General features: G+C 68.3%; 17 protein-coding genes. 8 read left to right on the forward strand and 9 right to left on the reverse strand.

The window, feature by feature from the left end; translation table 11 throughout:
* The first annotated feature begins 6 nt into the window (after window positions 1-6).
* The 4 genes from GONAM_RS02780 to menE all read left to right on the forward strand — a co-directional run bounded on the left by GONAM_RS02780 (window position 7) and on the right by menE (window position 2,266).
* Window positions 7-285, forward strand: coding sequence for a hypothetical protein (locus GONAM_RS02780; protein ID WP_006865254.1), 279 nt, complete (start codon window positions 7-9; stop codon window positions 283-285).
* A 57-nt stretch (window positions 286-342) separates the two neighbouring features.
* Window positions 343-651, forward strand: coding sequence for a DUF3349 domain-containing protein (locus GONAM_RS02785; RefSeq protein ID WP_006865255.1), 309 nt, complete (start codon window positions 343-345; stop codon window positions 649-651).
* Window positions 652-782: 131 nt separating this feature from the next.
* On the forward strand, window positions 783-1,115 hold the full coding sequence (locus GONAM_RS02790) for a DUF3349 domain-containing protein (RefSeq protein WP_006865256.1): 333 nt from the start codon (window positions 783-785) through the stop codon (window positions 1,113-1,115).
* A 41-nt stretch (window positions 1,116-1,156) separates the two neighbouring features.
* Window positions 1,157-2,266, forward strand: a complete 1,110-nt coding sequence (menE, locus tag GONAM_RS02795; protein ID WP_006865257.1) for an o-succinylbenzoate--CoA ligase — start codon at window positions 1,157-1,159, stop codon at window positions 2,264-2,266.
* Window positions 2,267-2,313: 47 nt separating this feature from the next.
* Here menE and GONAM_RS02800 read toward each other — a convergent pair whose 3' ends face one another.
* Window positions 2,314-3,093, reverse strand: coding sequence for a DUF559 domain-containing protein (locus GONAM_RS02800; RefSeq protein WP_006865258.1), 780 nt, complete (start codon window positions 3,091-3,093; stop codon window positions 2,314-2,316).
* Window positions 3,094-3,331: 238 nt separating this feature from the next.
* On the opposite strand from GONAM_RS02800, the gene GONAM_RS02805 reads away from it, so the two are divergent.
* Complete coding sequence (locus GONAM_RS02805; RefSeq protein ID WP_040535173.1) at window positions 3,332-4,204, forward strand: 1,4-dihydroxy-2-naphthoate polyprenyltransferase; 873 nt, start codon at window positions 3,332-3,334, stop codon at window positions 4,202-4,204.
* Between the two features lie 59 nt (window positions 4,205-4,263).
* Here the strand turns inward: GONAM_RS02805 and GONAM_RS02810 are convergent, their stop codons facing one another.
* From GONAM_RS02810 to GONAM_RS02835, 6 genes are all read right to left on the reverse strand, one after another.
* A complete protein-coding gene (locus GONAM_RS02810) occupies window positions 4,264-5,142 on the reverse strand; it encodes a Clp protease N-terminal domain-containing protein (protein WP_006865260.1) in 879 nt (292 codons plus the stop codon).
* Window positions 5,135-5,416 (reverse strand): helix-turn-helix domain-containing protein, encoded by a 282-nt coding sequence (locus GONAM_RS02815; RefSeq protein ID WP_006865261.1) that lies wholly within the window; start codon window positions 5,414-5,416, stop codon window positions 5,135-5,137. Before GONAM_RS02815 ends, GONAM_RS02810 begins: the two co-directional genes overlap by 8 nt.
* Before the next feature lie 145 nt (window positions 5,417-5,561).
* A complete protein-coding gene (locus tag GONAM_RS02820) occupies window positions 5,562-8,084 on the reverse strand; it encodes an FtsX-like permease family protein (RefSeq protein WP_040535237.1) in 2,523 nt (840 codons plus the stop codon).
* 182 nt (window positions 8,085-8,266) lie between these two features.
* Window positions 8,267-8,959 carry an ABC transporter ATP-binding protein gene (locus tag GONAM_RS02825; RefSeq protein WP_040535177.1) on the reverse strand — a complete coding sequence of 231 codons (693 nt, stop codon included), beginning with the start codon at window positions 8,957-8,959 and terminating at the stop codon, window positions 8,267-8,269.
* Window positions 8,960-8,999: 40 nt separating this feature from the next.
* Complete coding sequence (gene cds1 / locus GONAM_RS02830; RefSeq protein WP_006865264.1) at window positions 9,000-10,121, reverse strand: L-cysteine desulfhydrase Cds1; 1,122 nt, start codon at window positions 10,119-10,121, stop codon at window positions 9,000-9,002.
* Between the two features lie 25 nt (window positions 10,122-10,146).
* A complete protein-coding gene (locus GONAM_RS02835) occupies window positions 10,147-10,473 on the reverse strand; it encodes a DUF4229 domain-containing protein (protein WP_006865265.1) in 327 nt (108 codons plus the stop codon).
* A 188-nt stretch (window positions 10,474-10,661) separates the two neighbouring features.
* Between GONAM_RS02835 and GONAM_RS02840 the strand changes: the two genes are divergently transcribed.
* The 3 genes from GONAM_RS02840 to GONAM_RS02850 all read left to right on the forward strand — a co-directional run bounded on the left by GONAM_RS02840 (window position 10,662) and on the right by GONAM_RS02850 (window position 11,811).
* Window positions 10,662-10,883 carry a BldC family transcriptional regulator gene (locus GONAM_RS02840; protein ID WP_006435233.1) on the forward strand — a complete coding sequence of 74 codons (222 nt, stop codon included), beginning with the start codon at window positions 10,662-10,664 and terminating at the stop codon, window positions 10,881-10,883.
* A 73-nt stretch (window positions 10,884-10,956) separates the two neighbouring features.
* The gene (locus GONAM_RS02845; RefSeq protein WP_006865266.1) at window positions 10,957-11,175 is read left to right on the forward strand and encodes a hypothetical protein; all 219 of its coding nucleotides are present in this window, start codon (window positions 10,957-10,959) and stop codon (window positions 11,173-11,175) included.
* 138 nt (window positions 11,176-11,313) lie between these two features.
* Window positions 11,314-11,811, forward strand: coding sequence for a helix-turn-helix domain-containing protein (locus tag GONAM_RS02850; RefSeq protein WP_006865267.1), 498 nt, complete (start codon window positions 11,314-11,316; stop codon window positions 11,809-11,811).
* Window positions 11,812-11,915: 104 nt separating this feature from the next.
* On the opposite strand, the gene ccsB is transcribed toward GONAM_RS02850, so the two are convergent.
* Window positions 11,916-12,932, reverse strand: coding sequence for a c-type cytochrome biogenesis protein CcsB (gene ccsB / locus GONAM_RS02855; RefSeq protein WP_006865268.1), 1,017 nt, complete (start codon window positions 12,930-12,932; stop codon window positions 11,916-11,918).
* Between the two features lie 21 nt (window positions 12,933-12,953).
* Window positions 12,954-14,684, reverse strand: a complete 1,731-nt coding sequence (gene resB / locus GONAM_RS02860; protein ID WP_006865269.1) for a cytochrome c biogenesis protein ResB — start codon at window positions 14,682-14,684, stop codon at window positions 12,954-12,956.
* Between the last annotated feature and the right edge of the window lie 13 nt (window positions 14,685-14,697).

Here is a 14,697-nt window from a genome sequence, read left to right on the forward strand (position 1 = left end):
GCTGAGATGGACATCGTCGAGGCGATCGCCAAGGTGCTGGTCGTCGGCCTGATCTTCGGCGCCGGGCTTCCCGCACTCTTCGCGGTCGGTCTCCGGGTGCACGAGCAGGGGTCCGACGAGGTCGTCGAGGGTTCGGTCGTCAAGGGCAACCCGGCGATGCGCGTGCTGAGCTACGCGATCTTCGCCGTCGTCGCACTGGTCATCATCACCGCGATCCTGTGGATCACCCGGCAGACCCTCTACTTCCACACCGGCATCAAGCTCTTCCCGTTTGGTTACAAGTGACCCCCACCCGGGTACACAGCTGTCCCAGATAGGCAAGAGCCGGAGACGCGATCAGCCATGAGCAGTGAAACCCCGCTCTTCGAATCCGTGATCAACTGGATTCGCAAGGGCTATCCCCGAGGTGTCTCGCGCACCGACTTCCCGCCCCTGATGGCGCTTCTCACGCGCGTGCTGACCGACGAGCAGGTCACCGCCGTCGCGATGCAACTGGTCAAGGAGTACGGCCCCCGGGAACCGGTGAGCGAACAGCAGATCCACGACGCCATCAAGCGGGTCACCAGCGCACCCCCGACGGCGGAGGAGGTCAACCAGGTCGCCGGACGTCTCGCCGCGGTCGGCTGGCCACTGCTGCCCAGCCGCCCCTGACACAGCGCTGCGCCGACACCGAGGACCGACAGCAGCACATCGAAACCTACAATCACGCTGAGTGGGTACGCATCAGCGTGTCCGCACCACGCCGGACGCACCTGCGTCCCGTCGAAGAAAGGGGGTGAGGAGTGGACCGCCCACAGTTGCTCTACCGCATCATCGAATGGCTGCGCACCGGATATCCCGACGGCGTGCCGCAGGGCGACTACATCCCACTCGTCGCCCTCCTGCGCCGTCAGCTCAGCGAGGACGAGGTGCAGGAGGTGTCGTCGCGGCTGATCCGACAGTCGCCGCCGCCTCCCGAGCCGATCTCTCAGATCGACGCGGCCGTGGCCATCACCAAGGTCACCCGTGAGCTGCCGCACGAGGACGACATCGCCCGCGTGCGTCGTCACCTGGAATCGTCGGGCTGGCCGTTCGACGGCCCCGACCCGAACGACGCGAATCGGGACGAGTCCTGAGAACTCTGCGCGCCCTGTCCCTTCCCGCTCGACCGGAGGTCGTGGACCGACGCGACGAGCTGCTCGCCGTGCTCGACGGTTCGGTCGCGATCGTCCCCACCCCCGAGGACGCCCGTGAGACAGCGCTTCTGAGCGACGCGCTGTCGGTGGGTGAGCCGATCGCCGACGATGTCTCGCTCGTGGTCTCCACGTCGGGGTCGACCGGGGTCCCCAAAGGGGCGCAGCACACCCCCACGACGCTGGCCGTATCGGCGCAGGCCACCGCGGACCGCCTCGGCGGACCCGGTAACTGGCTCCTGGCCCTCGCCCCGCATCACATCGCCGGCCTTCAGGTCCTGTTGCGGGCCTTCGCGTCCGGGCACACCCCCACCGTCCTCGATCTGGCCGCCGGCTTCGACGCCGACGAGTTCGCCGACGCGCTCGACCGGCTGGACGGGCCCCGGCGCTACACGTCCCTCGTACCGACGCAGCTGATCAAGGTCCTCGACTCACCGCGCGCGACCACCGCATTGCGAGCCGCAGACGGACTACTCGTCGGCGGTGCGGCGACCCCCGCTCCCCTGCTGCGCCGGGCCGTCGACGAGGGGCTCCCCATCGTCCGCACCTACGGGATGAGCGAGACCGCGGGCGGTTGTGTCTACGACGGCATCCCGCTCGACGGTGTCTCCATCCACATCGCCGAACCGTCGCCCGACGGTGTGGGACGCGTCGTCCTCGGCGGCCCGATGGTGGCGCACGGGTACCGCAACCTTCCCGACCATCCCGCCTTCGCCGAGGCCGGTTGGTTCCGCACCGATGACCTCGGCCGCCTCGACGACGGCGTCCTGTCGATCGTCGGGCGTGCCGACGAGGCCATCTCCACAGGCGGACTCACCGTCGTACCGCAGGTGGTGGAGGCGGTGATCGTCGAGGACCCGGCGGTCGCCGAATGCGTCGTCGTCGGAATTCCCGACGACCGTCTCGGCGAAAAGGTCGTCGCGGTCGTCGTCGCACGACGCGGAGAATCACCCGACGCCAACCGGATTCGCGGATCCGTCGCGGAACGTCTCGGCCGGTACGCGGCGCCACGTGAGGTTCTCGAGATCGAAGAGCTGCCGCTGCGTGGGCCGGGTAAGCCCGATCGCCGCGAGCTGCGTCGACGCTTCTCGTAGATGTCGCGGATCGTGTCGGGCTGCACTACGTTTCGCGACATCTGGTCTCAAGCCGCGGCGCTGATCGCCTGACGGATCGTCGATACGACGTAGCCGGCCCGTTCCGTCAGGTCGGTCCAGGTGAAGTTGAGGACCGTCCAGCCGGCCGCGATCAGTGCGTTCCGTCGGGTGCGGTCGTGCTGGAACGTGTCGGCGTCCCGATGGAAGGCGAAGCCGTCGAGTTCCACCGCCACCATCTGCGCGATGAACGCGAGATCGATCTCGTACCCGCAGCTGGGATGGTTGGCGACCCAGCCGCCGATCCCCGCGTCGTCGAGGATCGACACCGCGAGACGCTCCGCCGCCGACCGTGCACCCGACTCCAGCAACTCGATCATCGGAGCCATCTCCGCCGCTCCGACACAGCGGTACCGGCGCCGGTACGCCTCCTCAAGACGTTCGACGCTGATCCGACGCTGTTGCAGCGCCGAATCCAGAACTCCCGCTCCCTGTTCGACGGCCCCTTCGAGCGCCGACAACGCGACCCCGGTGACCCGCAGATCTCCTCGGATGAGGACGTCTGCGTCGTCGAGGAACCGGTTGAGTATCCGTACGCCTTTGATCGGTGGGCCGTGCCGTCCGCGGGGTGCAGTGACGGTGATCGTCTCGGGCGGGTCGTCGACGATGCCATGCCACCAGGCCGCCGCCAGTCCCGACAGGGTCGCCGACGGCCCGACCGACAGTGTCGCGATCCTGGCGGTGGTCCGGTCGGTGACGGGATGGTCGGCGAGCCGGTACAGCCGGGGACGGACACCGACCCACTCCCCGGCGGACAACCTCCGGCGCACGCCGAGCGATCGAATCCGTGCTCACGTGCCTCGGCAGCAGTGATGACACCGTCGTGTTCGAGGGCAAGGGCTCGTAGTTTCGGCGGGGTTCGCACCTTGATTAGACGTATTCGCAGGTCGGTGCGGTTCCGGCCAATTGTGTCTGCGTGTAGATGTCGCGGATCGTGTCGCGCGCCGAACGGTGCGCGACATCTGATGGGGTGGTCGGCGGACATCCGACGCGTGGCAGGATCGATCCGTGGCAACCGCATCGCAGTGGATTCAGGGCGCACGCCCGAGGACTCTCCCCAACGCCGTGGCACCCGTCGTGGCCGGCGTCGGAGCGGCGCTCCATCACGGCGGGATCTCGTGGTGGAAGGCCGTGCTCGCGCTGGCCGTGGCGATGGCGTTCATCATCGGCGTGAACTTCGCGAACGACTACTCCGACGGCGTGCGCGGCACCGACGATGACCGAGTCGGCCCGCTGCGCCTCGTCGGCTCCGGCGTGGCGTCGCCGGGTTCGGTGAAGGCGGCAGCGTTCATCTGCTTCGGCATCGGCGCGGTGTGCGGCCTCGTGCTGGCGATCGCGACGGCCTGGTGGCTGGTCGTCGTGGGCGCGGTCTGCATCGCGGGCGCCTGGTTCTACACCGGCGGCAAGCGGCCCTACGGCTACGCCGGGTGGGGCGAGGTCGCGGTGTTCGTGTTCTTCGGACTGGTCGCGGTGCTCGGTACCCAGTTCGTGGTGTCGGACCGCGTCGACCTGGTCGGCCTCGCCTGTGCCGTGGGCGTGGGCGCGGTCTCGTGCAGTGTGCTGGTCGTCAACAACCTCCGCGACATCCCGACCGACACCGAGAGCGGCAAGATCACCCTCGCAGTTCGGCTCGGCGATGCCCGCACCCGAATCCTGTTCGCTGTGTTGCTCATGACCCCGCTCGTGATGAGCGTGGCGCTGGCCTTCGCGACCCCGTGGGGGCTCGTCGGGCTGCTGACCTTCCCGCTGCTGTGGCAGGCGTACACGCCGGTCCGCACCGGGGCACAGGGCCCGGCGCTCATCCCGTCGATCGGGACGACCGGCAAGGCGATGCTTGCATGGGCGGTCGTCACCGCGGTGGCGTTGGCGCTGACCTCTTAGAAACGACGACGACCCCGCCTCCGGAATCGGTTCCGGGGGCGGGGTCGTCGTTTGTGGGGTCACACCTCGGCGTCGACCTCGGGCAGGCTCGCCCAGACGGCCGCCTTGAGTTCATCTGCGGTGGTGGCTGATTCGATCAGCGTCTTCGACGCGTCGTCGGCGGCGTCGATGATGCCGAGCAGCAGGTACTCGGCACGTAGCCGCCGGTCGCCCCGTTCGCGTGCGATCTCGACTGCTCGGGCGAACACCGCGCGGGTGTCCGGGGCGAACCGAGGCCGGTTACCCCGTCCGCGCGGACCCCGACGACCACGACCCGGCTCCCAGGGACCTTCGCCACCAGGGCCGAAGGGTCCGCCGGGACCGAACGGTCCGGGCCCGAAACCGCCGGGGCCGAAGCCCCCCGGGCCCTCAGGACCGAATCCCGGGCCGAAACCTTCCGGCCCGCAGTCGGGGCGGGGTCCGCGAGCACGATGCGGTCCGTGACCGTGTCCATGCCGGCGTCCGTGGCCTCGGCCGCGTCCGCGACCTCCGTCGGGACCTCCGCGTCGTCCCGGCCCGCGTTCGGGGCGTTCGCCCCAACCGTCGGACAGGTCCTCACCGAAGCGCCCGCGGACGGCTTCGCGCACCTTGTCGAGGTCGATCCCGATGCTCCGCAGAGCTTCTCGGTCCTCCTCGTAGCGCCGGGCCGCCGACTCGTCGTCGGTGTCGGCCGCGTCCGCCTGGTCTGCGTGCTCCTCGTGGTACTTGCGAACCACTTCTCGCGCCGTGGCCAGGGTCAGCCCCTGATCGGCCAGGATCGAGAACAGCGGGCTCCGGGCGTTGCAGAGCATGCCCAGGATCAGATGATCGTTTCCCAGTTGCCGATGTCCGAGGTCGGCGGCCTCCTGCGTGGCGAAGGCCAGCAGCATCTTGTCATCACGAGTGATTCGTTCAAACATCTTTGTCTCCTTCGGGTCCGCCCTCGCGGACCTCACGTTGTGAGTGCTTCTGATGCACGGCCTGCCGGCTGATCTGCAGTACTTCTGCGATCGATTGCCAGCTCCAGCCATTGGCGCGAGCGTTGGCGACCTGTACTTCTTCGAGTCGGTCGGCCAGCGTGCGCAGCGCCCGAACCGCTGCCAGGCCCTTCGCTGGGTCGCTGCTCGCGGCATCTCCTGCGAGGTCAGGACCCTGGGCGTCGTCCGGCGTTTCGGTCTTCTGGTCGTCGTGCATGTTGTCAGGTTATGTTGACATCGGGCAGCTTGTCAAGAATTATTGACAAACCCAGCCGACGCCCGCCCCCATCTGAGTAAAAGTCGAGGCAGTTTGATCCGCCGACCGGGTCAAACTGCCTCGAGAAAAATTGGGCCGCCTGCGGCTACTCGTTCAGGATCGACTCGCTGATGTTCATCCGCGCCGCGCGCACGGCCGGCAGGAACGCGCCCACCAGGCACAGCGCCACCGCGATCGCGACGAACATCGCCGCCGATGGCCGCGGCGAATAGATCACGGTCAACGAGGTTGTGACGCTGAGGATGCGGTCGCTCAGCAGGTGCATCAGCGCGCCGAGGATCACCCCGACCAGGGCTCCGACGACGGCGACCGCGGCGGCCTCGGCAAGCACCATGCGAGAGATGAACTTTCGGGACGCTCCCATCGCACGGAGCACACCCAACTCACGACGGCGCTCGATCACCGAGAGCAGCAGGGTGTTCAGCAGCGCGATGGCCGCGGCGCCGGCCACGATCCACTGGATGGCCACCGTGAACGAACCCGCCTGCTGGACGGTCGCCTGCGTGGCGGCGAGCGCCTCGGCACCGGTGTAGACGCTGATGGGTTTGTTGCCGGTGGTCGGGACATCCGCGACCAGCGTCTCGAGTGCCTGCTGCACCTGTTCGGGATCGGCGTCGCGGGCGGTGATCACCTGCAGGTAGGTGTCGCCCTCACGTCCGAACCACTCCCCCAACTGCTTCTGCGACAACGCGGCGACCCCGGAGTCCACGGACACGTAGTCGACGGTGTCCCGGACGACAACGTCGTGCGGGCCGGTCGGCGTCGCCAGCGTCACCGTGTCCCCGACACCCACATCGAGCACGCGCGCAAGCACATTCGACAACAGGATGCCGTTCCCGGCGAGCACCTGCTCGACCGACTCCGGCGTCGCCTTCCGCATGAACGGTGCGCGCGAACCCGGTTCCAGGCCCTGCACATTCGCCCGGCTCTCGCCGATGTTGACCGCGGCCCACTGACCGCCGACGACCTCGGTCACGCCGGGCACCTTCGCGGCCTCGCCGCGGATCGATGGCGGCAGGATCGGGCCCAGCGGCAGGCTCGCCGCCGAGGACGACGACACGTAGAAGTCCGGGTCGCCCAGTCCGTCCAGCGACTTCGACATCGACGACACCAGGTTGTCCAGCGCGCCCGACGTTCCCATGCCCACCGCGATCGCGACGGCCACGGTCATGAGTGTCGCCCACGCCCGACGCGGCGCGCGCTCGGTGTTGACCGACGCGAGCTGACCCGGTCCGCGGAACCAGCGGGCGACCCGAACGACCAGCCACGTCAACGGGTTCGACAACGCGAAGCACACCAGCAGGGCGCCCACGAGATAGACGACACCGGCCAGGATCGCGGGTCGACCGGGCACCGTCGCGACGATCACCCACGACGCGATCAACCCGGCGACCCCCACGATCCCGGCGATCACGACGACCGGTCCGTGGCGCTTCGACGCGTCGGACACCTCGACGGGAGCCATCGCCTCCACCGGCGACACCGAGAACACCGACCGCGCGGCCAGCGATGTGGCAGCGACACAGGCGATCACACACGCGAGGACCGCGACCACCGGCGCGTACCCCGGCAGGTGATAGTTGATGACCGTGCCCACCGTGTCGGGTGGCGGGTCGGGCAGACTCGCGATCACCGCCCGGCCGGCGAGGATTCCGAGCGGGATTCCGATCACGCCGCCGACCAGACCCATCAGTGCGGCCTCGCCCAGCATGTCGCCGACGAGGTGGGATCGTCTGGCGCCCAACGCCCGGATCATGGCGAGGGAACCGCGTCGCGACGCCACCGCCATGTTCATGGTGTTGAAGACCAGGAACGCGGCGATCACCAGGGACACCAGCGAGACGAGCAGCGTCGCGTCGCGCGTCACCGAACTCGCGACCTCGGCCTGTTTGGCGCGGAAGTCCGGGTCGACGACCACCGCACGGCCGTCGACGATCTCCTCGACCTGCTTGCGCACCGACCCGACGTCGACGCCCGGTTCGGTGACGATGAGGATCGAATCGAGCCGCCCTTCCAGCCCGACGAGTCGCTGCGCGAGGTCCAGGTACGCGAACAGAAACCGGCCGTTGTTGAGTCCGGCGGCCTGCTCGTTGTCGACGACCTCCAGCACCTCAACATCGATGCCGTTGACCGTCAACTGCTGCCCGACGTCGAGTCCGAGTCCCGGTCCGACGAAGACACCGTTGCGCAGTCGGTCGAAGTCGATCGACTCGGAGTTCTCCTGTTGGACGGCGGATCGCAGACTCCCCGACAGAGAAGTGACACGCTGGTCCGAGCCGATGAGCGGGATCGCCGACTCGTTGACGACCACCGACCCGCGGATCATCGGCACCACCGCCTTCGCCCCGTCGACGTCGCGGCGGATCTGGCCGGCCAACGACTGGTCGACGCCGCTGTCGGCGATCGCCGCGACCTCGAGATCGGCCGAACCGGAGATCGCATTGTTGAACGCGCGCACCGACTCCGACGTCGAACCGAAGGTTCCCAGAACCGCGATGAGCAGTGCTGAGGAGACGATCACCACCGCCAGCGAGGTGAAGAGACGCAGCCGGTGGGTGCGGATCTCTCGGATGTTGAGCAGTCGGATACGGGTGAAGCCGGCGAGCAGGGCTTCGACACGCCTCCTCGCTCCGCTCGTCGGCTGCTCAGCCGGCGGGGGGACACGTCCTGCGCCGCTCGTCGGCTGCTCAGCCGGCGGGGGGACACGTCCTGCGCCGCTCGTCGGCTGCTCAACCGGCGGGGGGACACGTCCTGCGCCGCTCGTCGGCTGCTCAGCCGGCGGGGTGTCGCTCACTCCGCGATCTTCCCGTCGCGCACCGTGATCGTGGTGTCGGCGAACGCGGCCGCCTTGGGATCGTGGGTCACCATGACCACCAGCCGATCCGGCGCGGCGTGCGCGACGTCGGCGAGCAACTCCAGCACCGATTCCCCGGTCTTGGAGTCGAGGTTGCCGGTGGGTTCGTCGGCGAGCAGGATCGTCGGGTCCATGATGAGCGAACGGGCGATGGCCACGCGCTGCATCTGCCCGCCGGACAGTTCCGACGGCCGGTGGTCGACGCGGTCGCCGAGTCCGACCTGTTCGAGCAGTTCGACGGCACGCGGCTTGGCCTTGCGCAGCGACTGGTTGTCGAGCAGCCGTGGCAGCGCGACATTCTCCCACGCCGACATGGTCGGGACGAGATTGAAGAACTGGAAGACGAAGCCGACGCGGTGACGCCGGAAGGCCGACGCGGCGGTGTCGTCGAGCGCACCGAGATCGATTCCGTCGATGGAGATCCGGCCGGATGTCGGGGTGTCGAGGGCGCCGAGGATGTGCAGCAGCGTGGACTTACCCGCGCCGGACGGACCGACGATCGACGCGAACTGTCCCCCGTCGATGTTCAGATTCAGTCCGTCGAGGGCGCGGACGCGTTCCTCACCCATCTGGTACTCACGCACCAGGTCGACGGCCTCGACGAGTGGACGCACGGTTTCGGTCGGCACCCCCCGGATGGTAGCCCACCGGGTCGGTGCCGCCCGGGGCTCAAGCCGTCCAGCGTCCCGTCGCGAGGAACTCGTCAAGGATCGCGTTCGCCGGGTCCAGATCGAAAGACTGTGCGCCGATCCACTTCTCGTCGAAGTAGGTGTTGGCGTAGCGGTCACCCGGATCGCAGAGCAGCGTCACGATGCTGCCCGCCCGGCGATCGGCGACCATCTCCGCGACGAGGGAGAACGCACCCCACATGTTGGTGCCGGTCGACCCGCCGACGCGGCGCCCCAACATCTCCGACACCCGGTGCGTGGTGGCGATCGAGGCCTCGTCGGGAACGCCGATCATCCGGTCGATGACCTGGGAGATGAACGACGGCTCGACCCGCGGGCGGCCGATTCCCTCGATGCGCGAACCGACCTCGCCCGTGAGCGCTCCATCGGCGGTCTCGTAGGCCGGAAGGAACACCGAGTTCTCCGGGTCGACGACGGCGAGCCAGGTGTCGTGCCGCCGGTACCGCACGTAGCGGCCGAGCGTCGCCGACGTGCCACCGGTGCCGGCGCCCACCACGATCCACGTCGGGATCGGATGCTCCTCGTCGGCCATCTGCGCGAAGATCGACTCGGCGATGTTGTTGTTGCCACGCCAGTCGGTGGCACGCTCGGCCATCGTGAACTGGTCGATGAAGTGGCCGCCCAGCTCGGCCTCGAGGCGCAACGCCTCGGTGTAGACCTCGCCGGGATGTTCGACGAAATGGCAACGGCCGCCGTGGCGTTCGATCAGCGCGGTTTTCGCCGGCGACGTACTCGACGTCATCACGGCGATGAACGGCACCCCGATGAGCTCGGCGAAGTAGGCCTCGCTGACGGCCGTCGAACCCGACGACGCCTCGATGACGGGCGTCCCCTCGGTGACCCAGCCGTTGCAGATCGCGTAGAGGAACAGCGACCGCGCCAGGCGGTGCTTGAGCGATCCGGTCGGATGCGTCGACTCGTCTTTCAGGTACAGGTCGACGCCGGCGTCACCGTCGGGACCGGACCATCGCGACCACGCGGGCAGCGGAACCCGCAGCAGGTGCGTGTCGGCGCTGCGTCGGGCGTCGGCCTCGATCAGCCGTACCGCGTTCTGCGCCCAGGCACGGTCCGCCCGATGGTCGACGACCCGCGTCGGCCTCATGCGGGACGTCCCATCCGGAACGACCTCACTTGTCCCCGCGCAGGCGCGACTGGAGGTCGTCGTGGCGGGCCCGACGATCGGCCTCGATCGCGGCGATCTCGCCGTTGACCTTCAGCCGGAGCGACTTGAACAGGTACATGCCCAGCGGGAGCGCGATCAGCACGCCGAAGACGGCGGCGACGAGGAACGGCACGTCGACGCCCACGAGCTTGCCGCCGAACAGGATGACGGCGGCGATGACGACGACGAGCAGCATGCGCGCGACGGTGTAACCGAACAGGGCGAGCGCCAGGGTCGCGGGGCGGCCACTGGGCGGAGGTGTACCGGGGGCAGGGTCATGCGCTTCACTCACCCTCTCAGGGTACTTGCCTCCTTCAAAGGACCTGCAGGTCGTGGGCCTTTGCCCGCTCTTTACCTGCCGCTGAAGGTTCGAGTACCTGGGCGATTTGCGTGTATTCATGTAGAACGCGTCCATCAAGTGCCGGGCCGATTCGCCAAACCGCGGCGCACCGACAGGGCACCATCGTTTCAGGGGGAAACGTGACCAGCATCGAAACCACCGCCTCCACCTACATCACCCCGGGACTCGCCAGCCAGCACACCCTGACCCCCGGTCAGGTGGCGGCAATGTTCAACGTGAATCCCAAGACCGTCGCACGCTGGGCCAGCTCGGGCATCCTCGGCTCCATCCGCACCCCGGGCGGCCATCGACGCTTCCGCGAAGAAGACGTGGTCGCGCTGCTGAACCGTCGTACGCACTAGGCGGGTCGGCCCATCGAGCGACCTCGACCGGCCGCCAGACGAACTGACGTACGCTGGTTGACGGGAGGTTGCCATGACTTATCTGTTCGCCGTTCTCGGTCTGCTCGCCATCGGTTTCCTGATGTGGCGTGCATTCGGACCGCAATCGGACGGCGGCGGCGACGCCCCCTCGCCCGGCGGCCGTCGCCGCCGCTCACGCGGTCCGGTGGGCCCCGATGACGACCCCGATTTCCTCCGTGACCTGGACAACCGCACCCGTGGACCCAAGGGCGGCGAGGCCGACGAACTCTGACGCCCCGCCGTTTGGCGTCTCGGTTCGTATACGAAAACCTGAGACTCGCTTCAGAAGTCGCACCGGAACATACCCGAGGGTAGGGTAATGTCCTTCTCGTCATCGACTCCACGTTGGAAGATCCGAGAGAAGGCGCCGTTGAACCCGGGACGATCTCCGCACGGGGCGTCGACCGACGACGACCTGAGTTTCGCCGACAAGATCGGCCACCTCTTCGAGCACAGCCGTGACGAGAACGGGATCCGCTACACCGGCAAGAAGATCGCCGAGAAGGCGAACCGGTTGGGTTACTCGCTGTCGGACGCGTACATCTCGCAGCTCCGCACCGGCAAGGCGCGTACTCCCTCGTTCCGCACGGTCGAGGCCATCGCCCGCGCCTTCGACGTCAGCGTCACCTATTTCCTCTCCAACCCCGACGAGGATCTCGAGCGCGTCAGACAGCAGCAGAACTACGTCGAGATGCTCGAGGTCACCGGCAGCCACCTGGCCGGCATCGACCTCGGCTCACTCTGCCCGGAGACCATCGACGCCCTCATCGACCTGCTGAAGCTGGTCAAGGCACAGGCGCAGGCGAAGCAGTCCGAGGGACCGGACCAAGCCGAATCACCCGACGCGACAGCGCGTCTCCCAGAGTAGGGTCACGAGCCCTTCGAGGCTCCTCGCTATCGCTCGTCGCACCTCAGGGAGCGAGGATGGCCCCCGCCGCTATCGCTCGTCGCACCTCGGGGAGCGAGGGGCGATCAGAGACCGGCGTACGAGTGCAGGCCCGAGACGACCAGGTTGATGATGAACAGGTTGAACAGCATCGCCACGAAGCCGGCGACGTTGATCCAGGCCGCGGCGGTGTTGCGCCAGCCGGCGGTTGCGCGGGCGTGCAGGTAGGCCGCGTAGATCACCCACGCGATGAACGACACCGTCTCCTTGGGGTCCCAGCCCCAGAATCGGCCCCACGCCGCTTCGGCCCAGATGGCACCGCAGATCACGCCGAGGCCGAAGAGCGGGAAGCCGACGACGACGGTTTTGTAGGCGAGGCGGTCCAGGTTCTCGGCGGCCGGGATGTGATCGAGAATGCGGCGCAGTGCGCCACCCACTCCCGGGCGAGCGGTGGATGTCGCGTCGTCGTCGGGGTTCGACGCCCAGCGCATCTTCATGAGGTACAGGATGCTGGCGACGCCGGAGACCATGAGGATGCCCGAGGACACCGAGATGATCGAGACGTGCACGGCCAGCCAGTACGACTTGAGGGCGGGCACGACGGGCGCGGCCTGGGTGTAGAGCCAGCGGCCGGCGATGAACATCAGCAGGACGACCGGAAGCAGCACGAACGAGAGCAGCGGACGGTGCTCGGGCTTGCGCAGGATGACCAGCGCCGCGATCACGCCCGCGGCACAGGTCATCGAGACGAACTCGTACATGTTGCCCCACGGCACACGGTCGGTCGCCATGGCGCGCAGCACGATCGACGCGAGGTGCGCGACGAGCCCGACGATCACGACGGGCAGGCCCATGTTGCCGAGCTTGTCCCCGAAGGTCCGCTTCGCCGGGCCGGCGACGCGTCCCGGCATCCGGACGTCGTCGGAACCCGTGGTGGCACCGGCGGCGACGAGTTCCCGCTCCTCGAGCTTGCGGCCGCGAACCGCCGCGAGCGCACCGAAGAACAGGAACGCGGCGACCACGTACACGGCCATCGCGGTGCCGAACAGCAGGTCGGAGTAGCGCGCCAGCGTCTCGTCCACCTGGACGGTGCCGTTGTTCATCAGAGTTCCTTTCGCCGGCGCCTAGAGTCGCCGGGTCGTGCGCCGCGAGGTGGATGCGTCCGCGTCGTCGGCGACGAGTGCCGCCGCCTGGTCTTCGAATCCCTCACCCCAGCCGGCCTGATCGGTACGGGCCAGACCGGCAATCTCTACTACAGTACGTCGTTTTCCATCGAGCGGTTCCGTGCCGGCCGGGTCCCGGCTGCCGTCCGGCCCCGTGGTGACCGGTGCCGGGACGAGCCGCGCCCAGATGCGACGGCGGCGGATCAGCAGCGAGACCAGCAGGCCACCGAGCATCACGACCGCGCTGACCAGCACCCAGATCTGCGCCGGGTCGTGGGAGACCTGCACCGACACCCACCGCTTGTATCCGTCGAAGGTGACGGTGGTGCCGTCGGCGATGGTGTGGCTCTGGCCGACGCTCAGGTTCACCTGCGCCTGCCGCTGGAGTCGGCCCTGCTCGACGAGGTCCTGGTCGAGGGAGTAGACGTTCTGTGGTTTGCCGGTGTCGAGACCGGTGTCGCCCTTGTAGACCCGGATCGCGACGGCCGGGTCGTCGGGTTCCGGCGACAGCGACGTCAACAGGGTCCCGTGGTAGAGCGCGGTCGGCGCGAACAGGCCCTCGAGGGCGATCTGGTTCCTCCGGCGCTCGTCGGCGTCGGGGTACAGCCCGGCCGGGGTGTCGTAGCGCACCGCACCCGAGGACAGCATCGTCTGCAGTTCGTCGGGGACGAACGGGGTGGTCTGGGTGCGCTTCTCCCCGTTCGGGAAGGTGACGGTGAACGTGGGGGCGAAGCCGTTGCCCAGCACGTAGACGCGGTCACCGGCGACGCGCAGCGGTTCGTTCACCCGGACCGAGGTGCTCTTCCAGGTGTCCGGGGAGCCGACCTTGGTTCCCTCGGCGTAGCGGATCGTCGCGTCGTACATGTCGGGCTGGCCGCTGGGCAGGAAGGTCGCCGAGAAGTCGTCGACGCGGAAGCAGAACGGCGACAGGTCGGTGCCGTCGACGAGGTTGCCGGCGCGGAAGGAGTCGTAGACGGCGGTCGAGGTGTTGCACATGCCCTGCTCGCCGTCGGCGACGAGGATTCGCGTGCCCTCGTAGCCGAACATCTTGCCCGCCGCGATCGACACCAGCAGCGCGAGCAGCGCGAAGTGGAAGACCAGGTTGCCGAACTCGCGCAGGTAGCCCTTCTCCGCGGACACCTCGACGCAACCGTCGGGGTAGGCCTTGGAGGGTTCGCGGACGACGATCTCGCGCCGCCAGCCGCGGAGCCGGCCGTTGATGCGGTCGGCGATCTCGTCCGGGGTTCCGTCGACGGTGTGCGTGACGTGCCGGGGCAGACGCGACAGATTGCGCGGCGTGGCAACGGGTTTGGCGCGCAGGCTGTGGAAGTGCTCGATCATGCGCGGCGTCAGGCAACCGACGAGCGAGACGAACAGCAGCACGTAGATGGCGGTGAACCAGACGCTGGAGAAGACGTCGAACAGCTGCAGCCGGTCCATCCAGGTGCCGAGCGTGCCGCGTTCGGAGATGTACTCGAGCGTCTTGGTCTCGTTGAGGTCGCGCTGCGGCAGGAGCGCGCCGGGGATCGCGGCGAGCGCCAGCAGGAAGAGCAGCAGCAGCGCGGTACGCATGGAGGTCAGGGACCGCCAGAGGTTGCGCAGCGGCCAGAGGACCCGGCGTCGGGCCCAGTGCGCCTTGGGCGTCCCGGGTTCGGGGGTGTCCACCTGGGGACGGTCGGTGACATCGGTCATGAGGGCAACACGC

It is taken from the genome of Gordonia namibiensis NBRC 108229 (genome assembly GCF_000298235.1).
GTDB lineage: Bacteria > Actinomycetota > Actinomycetes > Mycobacteriales > Mycobacteriaceae > Gordonia > Gordonia namibiensis.